We start from the raw sequence: 16,652 nt of genomic DNA on the forward strand, positions 1-16,652 counted from the left end.
TAGTTTTCAAAGAACTTTGTCCGCCGCTCTCGAAGCGACTTTATTATCTTAACATATTAATGTCGTTGCCGTCAACAACTTTTTTGAAATCTTTTTCGATATTTCAATTCGTTATCAGCGACGTATATTAGAATACCATCCTCGATTCATAATGTCAACAAGAACTGACAAATTAAATAATGAAACGTTTAATTACAATTAGAGCCGCAATTCCGGGTATCCCCAAGATTCCGCTGATTCCCGTTGTGACCGGATTAACAGGGATATGAATACCCAGGCTGCTGCCGAACAAATTCACACCGACCAAAAGCACTGCCCCTGCTATAAACTTAATTGCAGTCACACCAATCCACTTTAACGGTTTTGAAGATATTCCCCATAAAAAAAGCAAAGCAACCAAACCGACTATAATACCGATAACGAAAAAAGGCTCCATGAATCTTCCCCCTTCACTTGTTTAGTACAAGCTTATGAGAAGATTCAGGAGAATAGACCTCTTACTTCCACCTGCTCATTTTTAACTTTCTCTGCTTCGCTTCCTTTAAATAAAAAAAGTACTTCGATTCAGCAACTTTCAGTTCAAACAATACCTCAGCAGAAGGCTCGAGGCTTTTATCGACGAGGTTCTTTTGTCTGTTCCATTCTTCTTTCTGTTTAAAGAGCTGTTCGATCAGCTTCTCGTCAAACTCTTTTCTTAATGTATTTCTGCGAAGAAAACCCATGCCTCACCATTTCCTCCCTTACAATTCACGTCTTCCTTCAAGAGCTTTTGAAAGAGTGACCTCATCAGCATATTCCAAATCACCGCCGACGGGCAGACCGTGGGCAATACGGGAGAGCTTGATGCCAGAAGGCTTTAACAGCCTCGATATATACATCGCCGTTGCTTCCCCTTCTATATTAGGGTTGGTTGCGAGAATGACTTCTGTCACTTCGTCATCCTGAAGCCGTTTCAGCAGCTCCGGTATTTTAATATCCTCCGGACCGATGCCGTCCATAGGAGAAATCGCGCCGTGAAGAACGTGATACTGACCGTTGTATTCCTTCATTTTCTCCATCGCAATGACATCCTTAGGATCCTGCACGACACAAATGACTGACTTATCTCTTCTTGTATCCTCACATATATAACAAGGGTCCTGATCTGTAATATGACCGCAAATCGAGCAATATGTCAGATTCCGCTTCGCATTGACAAGCGCTTTTGCAAAATCTAATACTACGTCTTCTTTCATACCTAGAACAAAAAAAGCCAGACGAACCGCTGTTTTCGGTCCGATCCCTGGCAATTTCATAAAGCTGTCAATCAGCTTTGATATTGGTTCAGGATACTGCATGTTTATTTATCCCCCTAGAATAAACCCGGTAAGTTCATTCCTTTTGTAAATTGACCCATTGTCTCATTCGTCATGTCGTCCACTTTTTTAAGGGCGTCGTTTGTCGCGGCAAGAACCAGATCCTGAAGCATTTCGATATCCTCCGGATCAACGACTTCTTCCTTAATCGCAACGTCTACAACTTCTTTTTGCCCGTTGACTTTAACAGTCACCATTCCGCCGCCCGCTGTACCTTCAAGCACTTTTTCAGCAAGTTCTTCCTGAGCCTTCGCCATATCCTTTTGCATCTTTTGCATTTGCTTCATCATTTTTTGCATATTTCCCATTCCGCCACGCATATAAAATCACTCTCTTTCCTATCATTAGTCTTTTATTTCAATCAAATCCGCTCCGACAAGTTTTTTTGCTTCTGCAATCAGCGGATCTTCTTCAGCCGGTTCGTTTGATCCTTCATTTTCCTGCTGATGATCATTTAAAAATTCTTCTCTTATTTTACCCCATTGTGCTTCCGGAACGCCAATCAAATCCATTCTTTTGCCGAGCATTGATTCAAGAATCTGTTCCAGGTTTGTACGGACTCCGTTGTTATCCTCGGCAACCATTTTGCAATGAATCTCATATTTAAATTTAAGCACAAATGCCTTTTGGGCGGCGGCCACAGGTTCACTATCATTTAAAAGAGCCGCGTGAGACACCTTGTTCTGCTGTTTCAGGTGAGCCAGCAGCTTGCCCCAGCTGCTTTTGAGCTGTTCAAGATCAGGTCTTGTGGCTTCTTTCAATATTTCATGTATTCTTCCCACAGGCGCTTTATAATTGCTTTTTCCGCCCTTTTGCGGACGCGGGGCTTCTTTTTGCGGGCTTTCCGCTTGGACTGTTACACCGGATGTTTTCAGTCTTTCTACTTCCTGCTCGAGCTGCTGAATTTTATCCATCAGCATGCCGACCTCCGGAAGCTCTGCGGCAGACTGCTGTGCCGTTTGGCAAATCTTCACGACCGCGACTTCAAAAAAGATTCTCGGGTGGTTCGTCCACTTCATTTCCTGATGGCTTTTGTTCAGGATATCGATCATTTCATATAAGGCTTGAGCCGGTATTTGTTCGCTCAGCGTCGTGAACGTTTCATCGACCTTCACCTTCTCCAGAACGCCCTCTAAGCCAGGGGCCGCCTGGTACAGGAGCATATCCCTGAAGTAAAAGATCATGTCTTCGATCAGCTTTGCTGCATCTTTACCCTGCTGAAGCAATTCATTCAATGTTTCCAAAGCCTCGGAAACCTGTTTGTTATAAAGCGACGATGCCAGTTTTCCAATATAGTGCTGGGAAACGGCGCCGGTAATGAGCAGCGCATCATCCACTAACAGCTCGTCGCCGCTGAATGAAACGGCTTGATCGAGCAGGCTCAGTGCGTCCCTCATTCCTCCGTCGGCTGCACTTGCAATGATATCAAGAGCGCCTTCTTCCACCTTTAGCTGCTCTGCCTCGACGATTGTTTTCATTCGTCCGACGATCGCTTGGGATGTAATACGTTTGAAGTCAAAACGCTGACATCTGGAGATAATGGTTAAAGGAATCTTATGAGGTTCAGTCGTAGCTAATATGAAAATGCAATGCGCCGGCGGTTCTTCCAGCGTTTTTAGAAGCGCGTTGAATGCACCGATAGAGAGCATATGCACCTCATCTATAATATATACCTTGTAGGTGACGGCTGACGGGGCGAATTTCACTTTATCGCGGATGTCGCGGATTTCGTCTACGCCGTTATTCGACGCCGCATCTATTTCAATCACATCTGATATGGAGCCGTTTGTAATTCCCCTGCACGCCGCGCACTCGTTGCACGGCTCTTCCACAGGGGCGCGCTCACAGTTGACTGCTTTCGCAAATATTTTAGCTGCACTGGTTTTTCCCGTTCCTCTTGGTCCAGAAAACAGATATGCATGAGAAAACTTCTTTTGCAAAAGGGCATTTTGCAGCGTTTTCGTAATGTGTTCCTGTCCGACCACATCTTCAAACTGCTGAGGCCTAAATACTCGATATAAAGCTTGGTAACCCACAGGATGCGCCCTCCTCTGTTATTCATCATGTTTATTATACATGAACGGGCTTTTAACGCCAAAACCCGTTTTCACTTGAAATACGAAAAAACTCACCTGCCATAAAACAGGTGAGTCTGAAATTTGATGATTGATTTACCGTGCACCTTCTGTCGATTCGCTACCCTAAGCGTTACTTAAGCAGTTAGCTCGGCCCAGGCGACCCTGCGGCACATGAGAGGTTTCACTTAATGCTGCTTCCTTCCGGACCTGACATGGTTCATGAATTCCCATTGCGCAGGACCCAGACGTCAACGCCACTTACTTAAGGCAGGCCTTAAAGTAAACGAACCTCGAGAAGGGATTCGGCCCCGCTAGAGCGGATTGCGGGTACAGGGCACCGCTACCTCCCCGCTTAGCACGGCAAAATAAATATCAAATTTTTGTATGCGCACCATTTCATGATGCACACATAAGTATATCTGCTTCAGGGTAAAAATGCAACCGTACTACTCAGACAACTTTTTCCTTAATTCTTTTTTCTGTCGGCGCAGCTTTCTGAAAAAAGCGCTGAGCATCTCTCCGCACTCTTCTTCGAGCACACCGTTCACGACTTCCGCCTGGTGATTGAACCGTTCTTCCTGAAGGAGATTCATTAACGTGCCTGCACAGCCGCCCTTCGGATCAAAAGCGCCGAATACGACTTTATCGACTCTGGAAAGTACGACGGCCCCCGCGCACATCGGGCACGGTTCTAAGGTGACATAAAGAACGGCTTCCTCAAGTCTCCACGTCCCCAGTTTCCGGCATGCTTCATCAATGGCAAGCATTTCTGCATGGGCGAGTGCGCGCTGCTCCGTCTCCCGCAGATTATGCGCCCGCGCCACTATTTCATCGTGCAAAACAAGAACGGCGCCAATCGGGACTTCTCCTTTTTCCTCTGCTTTTTTCGCTTCTTTTATAGCTTCTCTCATATAATATTCATCGTTCATCATCGGTTCAAGCTCTCTTCTTAAGTTTTTTCATGTCTTATAAAGGTTAAAATAGGAATATCCCAACAGAAAGGAGTTTGCTGATATTGTCTAAACCCAACAACACAGCCCTTCTGATTGTCGATATGATTAACAACTTTCAGTTTGATATGGGTGAACATCTGGCTGAAAAAACAAAACAAATTGTTCCCCGTATTTTATCATTAAAGGAGCATGCAAAACAAAACAACTGGCCGATTATTTACATTAATGATCATTACGGTCTTTGGAAGGCTGACATAGATGCCATCCGAATAGAGTGTAAAAATGAAATAAGCTCAGATATTATAGAAAGCATAACACCTCAGAAAGAAGATTATTTTCTGATTAAGCCGAAGCATTCCGCTTTTTACGAAACAGCACTCCACACCCTTCTGACTGAATTACAAGTGACCCGATTAATCATCACGGGCATTGCCGGGAACATTTGTGTGCTTTTCACCGCAAATGACGCTTACATGCGGGAATACAGCATTATGATTCCTAAAGACTGCACCTCCTCTAATAACGACGAAGATAATAATTTCGCGCTGACCATGATGGAAAGTGTCCTCTTTGCAGAAATCACGACTGAAAAACAAATTACTTCCGAAAAGTAAACATGAACAGCCTCCTTTTTTCATACATTTGATAGCGGATATGAAAGGAGGCGTTTTTCATTCAGATATATGTAGTGAAACGAGGCGACACACTTTCCGCTATTGCGGCGCGTTATCGAACAACCGTAAATGAAATGACGGAAGCGAATAAACTACCGAACGCCAATACATTGGTTGTCGGACAAACCATTGTCATTCCGATTGCGGGCCAATATTATGAGGTAAAACAGGGCGATACCCTGGCAGCAATCGCCGGCCGTTTTCACATATCAGTTGCAGAGCTGGCGAGAGTAAACGGAATTCAAATCAACACAGCATTACAAATCGGCACCCGTCTCTACATTCCGCCGCAGACCAATAAGCCGAATATCGAATCAAACGCATATATAGAGCCGCGCGGCACAAGCGTAAGCGCCAATCTGCAGCAAGCGGCAAGAGAAGCATCGCCTTATTTAACCTACCTCGGGGCATTCAGTTTCCAAGTGCAGCGGAACGGCACCTTAAAAGAACCGCCTTTGACCAATTTGAAAGCCATCAGTGACAGGAATAATACCACGCTGATGATGATCGTCACCAATCTCGAAAATGACGCATTCAGTGATGAGCTTGGACGAATTATTTTGACTGACGATACAGTGAAAAGCAAGCTCCTCCAAGAAATAGTCGCCACAGCCAGAAAGTACGGCTTTCGCGATATACATTTTGACTTTGAATATTTACGCCCTCAGGACAAAGAAGCCTACAATCAGTTTTTACGTGAGGCGAGAACGATTTTCCATAGGGAAGGCTGGCTGATTTCAACCGCTCTTGCCCCAAAAACAAGCGCCACCCAAGCAGGCAAGTGGTATGAAGCCCACGATTATAGAGCCCACGGTGAAATTGTCGATTTCGTTGTGATTATGACATATGAATGGGGATATAGCGGCGGGCCTGCTCAAGCCGTATCACCGATCGGCCCGGTAAGGAACGTCATCGAGTACGCTTTGACTGAAATGCCCTCCAGAAAAATCGTCATGGGGCAGAACATGTACGGATACGATTGGACGCTGCCCTTTAAGCAGGGAACGACAGCAAAAGCCGTCAGCCCTCAGCAGGCAATCGCCCTTGCCGCCAGATACAATGTTGACATTGAATATAATCAAACGGCTCAAGCTCCATTCTTCCGGTATACCGATGCAAATAACAAACGGCATGAAGTATGGTTTGAAGACGCCCGTTCCATTCAGGCGAAATTCAATTTGATTAAGGAGCTGCATTTAAGAGGTATCAGCTATTGGAAACTCGGCCTCTCCTTCCCGCAAAACTGGCTCTTGCTCGGAGATCAATTCCATATTGTTAAACAGACGTTTCGTTAAACCGGAAGCGTCTTTTTTCATGGGGGCAATCTGAGAGTGTGATACAATATACAGGCCGGCAACTGACGGATGTTTGCAGAATTAAGGAGGATATTTCCAATGAACACAGCCCCTTTTATTGCGGTAGAAGGTCCTATCGGGGCAGGGAAAACGACACTCGCTTCCATGCTTTCACAAGAGCTTGGTTTCCCTATGATTGATGAAATTGTGGAGGACAATCCTTATCTTGATAAGTTTTATGACAATATCGAGGAATGGAGCTTCCAGCTTGAAATGTTTTTTCTCTGTCACAGGTATAAACAGCTAGAGGACACCGATCGTGATTATTTTAAAAAAGGACAGCCCGTTCTGTCTGATTATCATATTTATAAAAATGTTATTTTTGCTGAGCGTACATTACACGGGCAGCAGCTTGAGAAATATAAGCAGATTTATCGTCTGCTGACAGATGACCTGCCAAAGCCGAATATCATTATTTACATAAGGGCCAGCCTGCCGACCCTGCTGCATCGCATTGAAAAGCGCGGGCGCCCTTTTGAGAAAAAAATAGAAAAGCAATATTTGGAGCGGCTCATTTCAGATTACGACACAGCCATCAGAGAGCTTCAGCAAAGAGACCCGGATTTATCCGTCCTGACGATAGATGGAGACCATGAGGATTTTGTGATGAATAAGACAGATTTTGAAAGAATTGCCCGTCAGGTAAAGGAGCTTATAAAATGAAAGACATTCAAATCCCAAACAATTCAATTATTACAGTAGCGGGAACGGTAGGAGTGGGAAAATCTACTTTAACCAAAGCCTTAGCAAAACGCCTTGGTTTTAAAACCTCTCTTGAAGAGGTGGAGGAAAACCCCTATTTAGAAAAGTTTTATCACGATTTTGAGCGCTGGAGTTTTCATTTACAAATTTATTTCTTAGCTGAACGGTTCAAAGAGCAGAAAAATATGTTTGAATCCGGCGGCGGCTTTGTACAGGATCGTTCTATTTATGAGGATACAGGCATCTTCGCAAAAATGCATGCCGATAAAGGAACGATGTCTTTAACAGACTACAAAACGTATACAAGCCTTTTTGAGGCAATGGTGATGACGCCTTACTTCCCGCATCCTGATGTTCTGATTTATTTAGAAGGCGACCTTGAAAACATTTTAAACCGGATCGAAAAACGAGGCCGGGAGATGGAATTGCAGACAAACCGATCCTACTGGGAAGAGATGTATACACGGTATGAAAACTGGATCAGCGGTTTTAATGCCTGCTCTGTCCTAAAGGTGCGCATTGAGGATTATGACCTGATAGCCGATGAACAATCACTTGAACCTCTGATTGAAAAAATCAGTAAGACGATTAATGAAAACAGAAAGAAGTAAAAGATATAAAAGCGATTTTCCCCAAACAGAGAAAATCGCTTTTTTGCATTTAAACATAAAAAATCCGCTGCATCCCATGCAGCGGACAAAACAATCTCCAATATATGCTCGAGTTTCATTAGGTTTAAAATCAATATGGCGGAGGAAGAGGGATTCGAACCCCCGCGGGCTTTGACACCCCTGTCGGTTTTCAAGACCGATCCCTTCAGCCGGACTTGGGTATTCCTCCGTATCGACATTTAATAATATACCACATGACCTAAATTTCAGTCAAGCGCATTTTAATAATTTTTTATTTCTTTTTTAAAACCTTTCTCTCTTCATCCTCTTTGCTATCATACAAAAGACTCTCATTCACTTCAACCACGATTGATATGAGCAGGAAAACGATACAAAGAACAAGAATAGGTTCAATAGATAACCTGACAAAAAGGCGGGAAACACGATGAAAATCGTCATTGCACCAGATTCCTTTAAAGAAAGCATGACATCAAAAGAAGCCGCGGATAGTATCGAAAAAGGCTTTAAAACCGTTTTTCCGGATGCGGACTATACAAAAATACCGGTTGCGGACGGCGGAGAAGGCACGGTTCAGGCTCTGGTTGATGCGACCGAAGGCAGGATCATTGAAAAAACGGTAACCGGGCCGTTGGGTACTCCGGTCAGTGCCGCATATGGGCTGCTCGGAAACGGACGCACAGCTGTTATTGAAATGGCTCAAGCTTCCGGGCTCCACCTCGTTCCCCGTCATCTGAGAAATCCATTACAAACAACGACAAGAGGGACGGGAGAACTTATTGCAGATGCTGTCTCTTATGGCGTCACTGAGATTATCATCGGTCTCGGAGGAAGTGCAACAAATGACGGCGGAGCCGGAATGGCAAGTGCGCTCGGAGTCCGTTTTTTAAATAACGACGGTCAGGAAATAGCGGATGGCGGCGGCTCACTGCACCATTTGGCTGCTATTGATATGAGCCGCCTTTCCCCTGACGTACAGCGCGTCAAAGTACATGCGGCCTGCGATGTAGAAAACCCCCTGACGGGAGAGAACGGCGCTTCGTTTGTATTCGGCCCGCAAAAAGGAGCATCCGAGGAGACAAAGGTTCTATTAGACCAAAACCTGCATCATTTCGCCAGTGTATTGAAACGCCAGCTCGGAATAGAAGCCGACAAAGTAAAAGGCGCCGGGGCCGCGGGAGGTTTAGGAGCGGGGCTGATTGCTTTCTTACATGCCGAGCTGAAGAGCGGAATTGAGATTGTGCTAGATACCCTGTCCTTTTCCGATCAGATAAGAGGTGCAGATCTCGTCATCACCGGAGAAGGGCAGATTGACGGCCAAACAATTTTCGGCAAGACTCCCGCAGGAATTGCTAAATGTGCTGCCGCTCAAGGAATTCCGGTTATCGCATTAGCAGGTTCCTTAGGAAAGGGCTTTGAAAATGTATATTCAGAAGATATCACAGCCGCATTTTCTATTGTGCCAGGCGCTGTGAGCCTTGAAGAAGCCTTAGCGTTAGGCCGCTTTAACCTGGAAAGCACCGCCCGAAACATTGCCGCATTGTATCAAACAGCAAAAAAGGCGCGCCTCTAGGGCGCACCTTTTATGGTTTAATGACTTCTTTATTTCCCATATAAGGACGAAGCACTTTCGGAATGATGACACTTCCGTCCTCTTGCTGATAGTTTTCCAAAATGGCCGCTACTGTTCTGCCGACGGCCAGACCTGAGCCGTTTAATGTATGCACATGCTCCGGCTTGCCTTTCGCTTCGCGTCTGAAACGGATATTTGCGCGTCTTGCCTGAAAGGCTTCAAAGTTGCTGCAAGATGAGATTTCCCGATATGTGTCTTGGCTCGGAATCCATACTTCAATATCATACTTCTTCGCAGCCGTGAAGCCCAAGTCACCAGTACACATGCTCATGACGCGATACGGCAGTTCTAACAGCTGAAGCACCCGCTCCGCTTGGTTAGTCAAGCTTTCAAGCTCTTCATAAGAATCTTCCGGCTTAACGAATTTCACAAGCTCAACTTTGTTAAATTGATGCTGGCGAATCAATCCGCGTGTATCACGGCCCGCAGATCCGGCCTCTGAACGGAAGCACGCACTGAATGCAGCATAGTTAATCGGCAGGTTGTCACCAGATAAAATTTCATCGCGATGCATGTTCGTAATCGGCACTTCCGCCGTCGGAATCAAGAAATAATCCTCTTCTCTGATTTTAAAAGCATCCTCTTCAAATTTCGGAAGCTGTCCTGTTCCGGTCATGCTTGTGCGATTAACCATGTAAGGAGGAATCACTTCCGTGTAGTGATATTCATCTACATGGAGATCAAGCATAAAGTTATAAAGCGCGCGTTCAAGGCGGGCGCCTAATCCTTTATAAAACACAAACCGGCTGCCTGTTACTTTTGAGGCGCGTTCAAAATCAAGAATGTTTAAGTTATCGGCAATATCCCAATGCGGTTTTGGCTCATATGAAAATGCGGGAGCCTCTCCCCATTTGCGAACTTCAATGTTATCGTCTTCCGTCTCTCCGACAGGCACGGAATCGTGCGGGATGTTCGGAATAGAAAGAAGAATGGTTTCAAGCGTAGATTCAACCGTGCGAAGCTCTTCATCGAGTTTTTTAATTTCTTCGCCCACTTCACGCATTTCTTTAATAATATGATCAGCATCTTTTTTCTCGCGCTTCAGCACAGCGACCTGCTGAGACACTTCATTACGCTTCCCTTTCAGCTCTTCAACTTTTCCGATAAGCTCTCTTCTTTTTTCATCAAGCTCTTCAAACTTATCAAAATCAGATAAGTCTTCACCCTTAGGGATGAGCTTCGCTTTTACTTCTTGAAAGTTGGCTCTCAACACCTTCGTATCAATCATGTAAAACACTCCTATCTGTTTTCATCGAAAATAAAAAAGAGCCCTCATCCCCATAAAGGGACGAGAGCTCTCGCGTTGCCACCCTGATTGAAAACAAGCACACACCTGTTTCCCGCTTTAACACATAACGGTTTTCCCGTAAATGCCTACTTGTTTTCAGCATTTCGCTCAAGGACGGATTCGAAGAGCATCTTTCACCGATTCGCACCACCCATCGGCTCTCTTAGAAAGAGGGGCTCCCTACTGCTTCCTGTCAACGCTTTTCGATCTTTATTTGTGTTTATAATGTACTATAAGTATTCGCGGTTTTCAACTGTTTTATACAGCGGCTTCCTGCTTATGCTTTTCAACCATTTGCACAAACAGCTCTGTCACTCGGTGGTCATCCGTCAACTCCGGATGGAACGAGCAGCCGAGGAAATTCCCCTGCTTTGCAGCCACAATACGCCCGTTATGTTCGCTGAGCACGTCTACGTTTTCCCCCGCTTCTAAAATATGAGGCGCACGGATAAAAACGCCTGTGAATGGCTCAGCAAGGCCTTTGATTGTTAAATCAGCCTCAAAGCTGTCGACCTGGCGGCCAAAAGAATTTCGTTCGACAACAACGTTTAACAGCCCCAAATGAGCGTTGTCTGTTCCCGCTATTTCCTTGGCTAATATAATTAATCCGGCACATGTGCCAAACATCGGCTTGCCTTGAGCTGCAAATTCACGCAGCGGTTCCATGAAATGATACGTATCAATCAAGCGGCGCATTGTCGTGCTTTCTCCGCCGGGCAAGATTAACCCGTCTATATCATTCAGCTGTTCGGGGCGCTTAATGACAAGACCTTTTGAACCACATGCTTCAATTGAACGAATATGCTCTCTAACTGCTCCTTGAAGTCCAAGTACACCAATTGTTAACATGCTTCCAGCTCTCCTATGTTCTTACCAGCCGCGCTCTTGCATACGCTGTTCTGGAAGTAGATTTGAGATTTCGATCCCTTTCATCGCTGTACCGAGTTCTTTTGAAAGCTCAGCAATCAGCTTGTAATCTGTATAGTGAGTCGTTGCTTCAACAATTGCTTTGGCAAATTTAGCAGGGTTGTCCGATTTGAAAATACCGGAACCGACAAATACGCCGTCAGCGCCAAGCTGCATCATCAATGCTGCGTCTGCAGGAGTCGCAACACCGCCGGCAGCAAAGTTTACGACAGGCAATTTGCCGTCACGTTTGATTTGAAGAAGCAGCTCATAAGGAGCGCCGAGATTTTTCGCTTCGGTCATAAGCTCGTCATTGCTCATCGCAGCAACTTTGCGCACTTGTGCGTTTACTTTTCTCATATGACGAACTGCTTCTACGATATTTCCTGTTCCCGGTTCGCCTTTCGTACGAAGCATAGAAGCTCCTTCAGCGATACGGCGCGTTGCTTCGCCGAGATCACGGCATCCGCATACGAATGGAACTGTGTACTCGTTTTTATTTAAATGAAATTCTTCATCAGCAGGAGTCAGAACTTCACTTTCATCAATATAATCTACACCCATTGCTTCAAGGATACGCGCTTCTACGATGTGTCCGATACGCGCTTTTGCCATTACAGGAATTGATACAGCATTCATTACTTCTTCAACGATAGTGGGATCAGCCATGCGGGCTACTCCGCCAGCTGCGCGAATATCAGCCGGAACGCGTTCTAATGCCATAACGGCAACGGCTCCTGCCTCTTCCGCAATCTTCGCTTGTTCAGCATTTACAACGTCCATGATGACGCCGCCTTTTTGCATTTCTGCCATTCCGCGTTTTACACGGTCAGTACCTGTTTGAGCCATTTTTTGGTCCCCCTAGTCAATGTATAGTTAGATAATGTCTATCTCTTATTGTATCCCAGAAATTCAATATTTCATATGGATATTATTATTTTATAGTGATATGAAAGAGATAGATATCATTTTTTACTAATAATTTGGTCTTTTCAGTATATTAAGCAAAAGAGCCCTAACTTTCATCAGAGCTCTTTCTTATACTTAGAACCAGCCTGTTACTGTGTCAACGGCGCTTCCCCAAATTCCTGAGAAGAAACCGCCAATGCTGCGCATCATCTGAACAAACCAGTTTGCTTTATCTACGTCATTTTTTGTTACTAAATTTACACTGAATTCTTTTGATTTAAGAAAACCGTAGTCTTTGTCGCTGCCTGTATATCTGACTGTCAGCGTTCCGACTTTTGTCCCTTTTTTCACGGGAGCCGTGATTTCTTTTTTATCTAATGTCACTTCGGCTTTATAGTTCTTTTCATCCCCGCTTTTGACAGGAATAGATAACGCCTTATCCGTGACAATGTCTACTTGCTTATCTTTACCTTTTTCAACATCAATTGTTTTATGGCCCTTTACTTGAGAGCCTTCAGAGTAAAGATCTTTCATTTTGAAATTACTGTTAAATGCATAATCGAGCATTTTTTTCGTTTCATCAAAACGTCCTGTATGCAGGTTGCCTTTTGCGTTTAATACAACAGTAATGACACGCATTCCATTTCGTTCTGCCGTGCTTGTAAAGCAAGAACCCGCAGAATCAGTGGAACCCGTTTTCAATCCGTCTACACCTGGATATTCCGAAACAAGGCCTTTCAGCATGAAGTTCCAGTTCGGCATGTCCATTTCATCGTCAGTGCCTGCTCTGAATTTCGTTTTAGCAATGCTTGTTGTTTTCAGCACTTCCGGGTAATCAGTGATCAGACGATCTGCAAGAAGAGCCATGTCTTTAGCAGAAACTTCACTTTCTTCTTTGACGCCTTCGCCTTGCGGCTGTTTACCGTGAAGATCTTCGTTTACAAGCCCGGTAGCATTTTTAAAATCGTAATTTGTCAAACCTAATTCTTTCGCTTTCGCGTTCATTTCTGCAACAAATTTCGTTTCAGTTCCGGCAAGAATTTCAGCAACTGCGATCGCAGCTCCGTTGGCAGAGTAAATCGCCATAGCCTGATACAGTTCTTTGACTGTGTATTTGCCATCTTTACGAAGAGGGACATTTGATAAGCTGTTGTCTTGAGAAATCTCAAAAACATAATCATCCGGAGTATACGTTTGATCCCATTTCACTTTTCCCTCTTTAATGGCTTCCAGAAGCAGATATTCAGTCATCATTTTTGTCATGCTGGCAATCGGTAATCTTTTGTCTGCATTTTTACTGTATAAAATCTTACCCGATGAAGCCTCAATCATTATCGCAGCTGATGCGTTGACATCAATAGGGTCATTGCCGGCTGCTTCCGCCTTTGACATTGGAACAAAGCAAGTAGCAGCCAGTGCCAAAACCAGTAATGACACCAACAGCTGTTTCCATTTCGTGATGTTCAATCTTACGACCTCCGTCATTCATTTTCAATCTATAATTAAGCCGTTAAGGACATATTCAAAACACAACAGTATAAATTTTATCACACTCGATATAAAAAAAATAGACAGAGTCAGCGACCCTGTCAAATGTTTTTAATTTGTAACAATTATGAGATTGTGTAGTTTGGTGATTCTTTCGTAATTTGTACATCGTGCGGATGGCTTTCGCGAAGTCCGGCGCCTGTCATACGGATGAATTGAGCTTCTTCTCTTAAAGCGCGCAAGTCTTTTGAACCGCAATATCCCATACCTGAACGGAGACCGCCGACAAGCTGATACACTGTTTCTTCTACAGGACCTTTGTACGGAGTCCGTCCTTCGATACCCTCAGGGACGAATTTCTTATTTTCTTCTTGGAAATATCGGTCTTTACTGCCTTTTTCCATTGCAGCGACAGAACCCATACCGCGATATACTTTAAATCTTCTGCCTTGGTAGATTTCAGTCTCACCGGGGCTTTCTGATGTACCGGCGAGCAAGCTTCCAAGCATAACGGCATGTCCGCCGGATGCCAATGCTTTCGTAATATCGCCGGAGAATTTAATACCGCCGTCTGCGATAATCGTTGCGCCATGTTTTCTCGCTTCAGTGGCACAATCATAAATTGCAGTGATTTGCGGTACACCCACACCTGCAACGACGCGTGTCGTACAGATAGAACCAGGTCCGATTCCCACTTTTACAATGTTTGCTCCGGCTTCAATCAGAGCCTTTGTCGCTTCAGCCGTTGCAACATTTCCTGCGATAATGTTCAGCTCAGGATATGTCTCACGGATTTTCGCAACTGTATTCAGTACGCCTCTGGAATGTCCGTGAGCCGTATCGACCACAATAACGTCTACGTTCGCTTCAACAAGCTTGCTGACGCGTGTCATTGTGTCACCCGTTACACCTACCGCAGCGCCGACAATAAGGCGTCCGTGTTCATCCTTAGATGAATTCGGGAATTCGATAACCTTTTCAATATCTTTGATCGTGATAAGGCCTTTTAATTTATTCTCATCATCCACTAGCGGAAGTTTTTCAATTTTATGCTTCTGCAGGATTTTTTCTGCTTGGTCTAATGTGGTTCCTACAGACGCCGTAACCAGCTCTTCTTTTGTCATGACATCACTGATTTTCATTGAATAATCAGAGATAAAACGAAGATCACGGTTTGTAATGATTCCGACAAGCTTTTGATCATCTTTATTATCTACGATCGGAACACCGGAAATTCTGTATTTCCCCATCAAATGCTCCGCATCGAATACTTGGTGATCAGGAGTTAAAAAGAAGGGATTTGTGATAACGCCCCGTTCAGAACGTTTGACTTTATCGACATGTTCAGCCTGTTGTTCGATGGACATGTTTTTATGAATAATGCCCAGGCCTCCCTGTCTCGCCATTGCAATCGCCATTGCTGATTCTGTTACTGTATCCATTCCCGCACTGATGACAGGAATATTAAGCTTTAACGTTTTTGTCAGTTCAACCGATAAATCCACATCACGCGGAAGTACGTCTGATTGAGCCGGTACAAGAAGTACATCGTCGAACGTTAAGCCTTCTTTTGAAAATTTACTTTCCCACATTAGTAAATCCCCCTCTTTTCGGCAAAATATTATATGTAGATTATCAACTAGCAAACAGCATGTCAAGGAAGCGGTAAAGAGTTGAAATATTTAGATAACAGGAAGGGATTAAAAATACATATGAGAGATCTTGAGTGGAAAGAGCTAGCGTTATTTTATTCTGTAGAATCCTCCCAGAAATTTCTAAATAAAGTCTATACAAAAAGAGGGATTGAGGAGCCAAAACGATATGCCTTTAAAAACAGTGAACGGTTTATCTTCTTTATCAAACACGCTGAGTCTTTTTATAAGCAGGCGTCTCTTTCTCCCTTAGAAATTAAGCCGATTCTGTTGTTTTACGGAATGTCGCAATTACTGAAAGCCTGTCTTATCACAACTGATCCCAGCTACCCCAGCCACGCCTCGGTGCTTGCGCATGGCGTAACCGCCCGAAAACGAAAGAAGCAAAATTACTGCTTCCGGGAAGATGAGGTGAAGATTCAGCGTAACGGTTTATGTATTCATGTTATGAAGCACTTATTCGGAATGTCCGGTCTCGAAGAAGAACGATATACGATGAAAAAACTGTTAACGGCCATACCTGAGCTGCGTTCTGTTTTTTACTTTCAAGAGAGAAAGCATTGGATTACCAAAGTAGAGCTTAATGACAATTTCATTTCTGTACCTGAGCATGCAGTGATTCATTACAATATGTCTGACTCTCGCTTTGCTGAATATATGAATCATCATCTGAATTGGTCTTTTCAAAGGAGGGACAAGAACAGATTGGTTTTTCATATAGATCAAAAAGACAGCGAGCCTTGGTCGTCACCAAATTTGCTGTTTCATTTAGAAAAAAATGAATATTATATCCCGGCTCAGCGAGATCAGTTTCTGCACCTTCCAGAAATGATTATACATTATTTGGTTTTATACAATGTGGGAATGATTGCGAGATATGAAACAGAGTGGTGGTATGAACTGCTGACACAGCATGTCAGTGATGATTATGTCATCATCCGGCAGTTTCTTGAAGTAACGGAACGGAAATTCCCTTATTACGTTTTTAATTTTCTGGAACAATTTCTATAAACAAAAAAGGCAGCTCACA

General features: G+C 44.2%; 17 protein-coding genes, 1 tRNA gene, 1 other RNA gene and 1 other annotated feature. Of the genes, 6 read left to right on the forward strand and 13 right to left on the reverse strand.

Going from position 1 to position 16,652, the window contains the following annotated elements; translation table 11 throughout:
* Positions 1-172: 172 nt before the first annotated feature.
* The 7 genes from J7E26_RS17700 to tadA form a co-directional block, all read right to left on the reverse strand.
* Entirely contained in the window at positions 173-436 is a 264-nt protein-coding gene (locus tag J7E26_RS17700) for a pro-sigmaK processing inhibitor BofA family protein (protein WP_214803856.1), read from the reverse strand.
* 61 nt (positions 437-497) lie between these two features.
* Entirely contained in the window at positions 498-722 is a 225-nt protein-coding gene (locus J7E26_RS17705; protein WP_061522424.1) for a YaaL family protein, read from the reverse strand.
* A gap of 18 nt (positions 723-740) precedes the next feature.
* Entirely contained in the window at positions 741-1,337 is a 597-nt protein-coding gene (gene recR, locus J7E26_RS17710) for a recombination mediator RecR (RefSeq protein WP_214803854.1), read from the reverse strand.
* A gap of 14 nt (positions 1,338-1,351) precedes the next feature.
* Complete coding sequence (locus J7E26_RS17715; protein WP_061522423.1) at positions 1,352-1,675, reverse strand: YbaB/EbfC family nucleoid-associated protein; 324 nt, start codon at positions 1,673-1,675, stop codon at positions 1,352-1,354.
* 24 nt (positions 1,676-1,699) lie between these two features.
* A complete protein-coding gene (gene dnaX / locus J7E26_RS17720; protein WP_214803852.1) occupies positions 1,700-3,391 on the reverse strand; it encodes a DNA polymerase III subunit gamma/tau in 1,692 nt (563 codons plus the stop codon).
* Positions 3,392-3,529: 138 nt separating this feature from the next.
* Positions 3,530-3,794, reverse strand: an RNA gene (ffs, locus tag J7E26_RS17725) — signal recognition particle sRNA large type.
* 85 nt (positions 3,795-3,879) lie between these two features.
* Positions 3,880-4,365 (reverse strand): tRNA adenosine(34) deaminase TadA, encoded by a 486-nt coding sequence (gene tadA / locus J7E26_RS17730; protein WP_214803850.1) that lies wholly within the window; start codon positions 4,363-4,365, stop codon positions 3,880-3,882.
* 83 nt (positions 4,366-4,448) lie between these two features.
* Between tadA and J7E26_RS17735 the strand changes: the two genes are divergently transcribed.
* From J7E26_RS17735 to dck, 4 genes are all read left to right on the forward strand, one after another.
* Positions 4,449-5,000 (forward strand): cysteine hydrolase family protein, encoded by a 552-nt coding sequence (locus tag J7E26_RS17735; protein ID WP_214803848.1) that lies wholly within the window; start codon positions 4,449-4,451, stop codon positions 4,998-5,000.
* 74 nt (positions 5,001-5,074) lie between these two features.
* The gene (locus J7E26_RS17740; RefSeq protein ID WP_214803846.1) at positions 5,075-6,355 is read left to right on the forward strand and encodes a LysM peptidoglycan-binding domain-containing protein; all 1,281 of its coding nucleotides are present in this window, start codon (positions 5,075-5,077) and stop codon (positions 6,353-6,355) included.
* A 99-nt stretch (positions 6,356-6,454) separates the two neighbouring features.
* Positions 6,455-7,078, forward strand: a complete 624-nt coding sequence (gene dgk / locus J7E26_RS17745) for a deoxynucleoside kinase (protein WP_214803844.1) — start codon at positions 6,455-6,457, stop codon at positions 7,076-7,078.
* On the forward strand, positions 7,075-7,728 hold the full coding sequence (gene dck / locus J7E26_RS17750) for a deoxynucleoside kinase (protein ID WP_214803842.1): 654 nt from the start codon (positions 7,075-7,077) through the stop codon (positions 7,726-7,728). Before dgk ends, dck begins: the two co-directional genes overlap by 4 nt.
* A 136-nt stretch (positions 7,729-7,864) precedes the next feature.
* Here dck and J7E26_RS17755 read toward each other — a convergent pair.
* A tRNA-Ser gene (locus tag J7E26_RS17755) sits at positions 7,865-7,957 on the reverse strand.
* Positions 7,958-8,173: 216 nt separating this feature from the next.
* On the opposite strand from J7E26_RS17755, the gene J7E26_RS17760 reads away from it, so the two are divergent.
* Positions 8,174-9,319, forward strand: a complete 1,146-nt coding sequence (locus J7E26_RS17760; protein WP_214803839.1) for a glycerate kinase — start codon at positions 8,174-8,176, stop codon at positions 9,317-9,319.
* Positions 9,320-9,329: 10 nt separating this feature from the next.
* Here J7E26_RS17760 and serS read toward each other — a convergent pair whose 3' ends face one another.
* The 5 genes from serS to guaB all read right to left on the reverse strand — a co-directional run bounded on the left by serS (position 9,330) and on the right by guaB (position 15,562).
* The gene (serS, locus tag J7E26_RS17765) at positions 9,330-10,607 is read right to left on the reverse strand and encodes a serine--tRNA ligase (RefSeq protein WP_214803838.1); all 1,278 of its coding nucleotides are present in this window, start codon (positions 10,605-10,607) and stop codon (positions 9,330-9,332) included.
* Positions 10,608-10,660: 53 nt separating this feature from the next.
* Positions 10,661-10,873: a binding site (T-box leader), on the reverse strand.
* 52 nt (positions 10,874-10,925) lie between these two features.
* Positions 10,926-11,516, reverse strand: a complete 591-nt coding sequence (gene pdxT, locus J7E26_RS17770; RefSeq protein ID WP_214803836.1) for a pyridoxal 5'-phosphate synthase glutaminase subunit PdxT — start codon at positions 11,514-11,516, stop codon at positions 10,926-10,928.
* Positions 11,517-11,537: 21 nt separating this feature from the next.
* On the reverse strand, positions 11,538-12,422 hold the full coding sequence (gene pdxS / locus J7E26_RS17775) for a pyridoxal 5'-phosphate synthase lyase subunit PdxS (RefSeq protein WP_214803834.1): 885 nt from the start codon (positions 12,420-12,422) through the stop codon (positions 11,538-11,540).
* A gap of 195 nt (positions 12,423-12,617) precedes the next feature.
* Complete coding sequence (gene dacA, locus J7E26_RS17780; RefSeq protein ID WP_214803831.1) at positions 12,618-13,949, reverse strand: D-alanyl-D-alanine carboxypeptidase family protein; 1,332 nt, start codon at positions 13,947-13,949, stop codon at positions 12,618-12,620.
* A 146-nt stretch (positions 13,950-14,095) separates the two neighbouring features.
* Positions 14,096-15,562 carry an IMP dehydrogenase gene (gene guaB, locus J7E26_RS17785; protein WP_214803830.1) on the reverse strand — a complete coding sequence of 489 codons (1,467 nt, stop codon included), beginning with the start codon at positions 15,560-15,562 and terminating at the stop codon, positions 14,096-14,098.
* 120 nt (positions 15,563-15,682) lie between these two features.
* Here guaB and J7E26_RS17790 point away from each other — a divergent pair, with 120 nt between their 5' ends.
* Entirely contained in the window at positions 15,683-16,633 is a 951-nt protein-coding gene (locus J7E26_RS17790; RefSeq protein WP_214803829.1) for a YaaC family protein, read from the forward strand.
* Positions 16,634-16,652 lie beyond the last annotated feature (19 nt).

The organism is Bacillus sp. ISL-51, assembly GCF_018613535.1.
Classification (GTDB): domain Bacteria; phylum Bacillota; class Bacilli; order Bacillales; family Bacillaceae; genus Bacillus.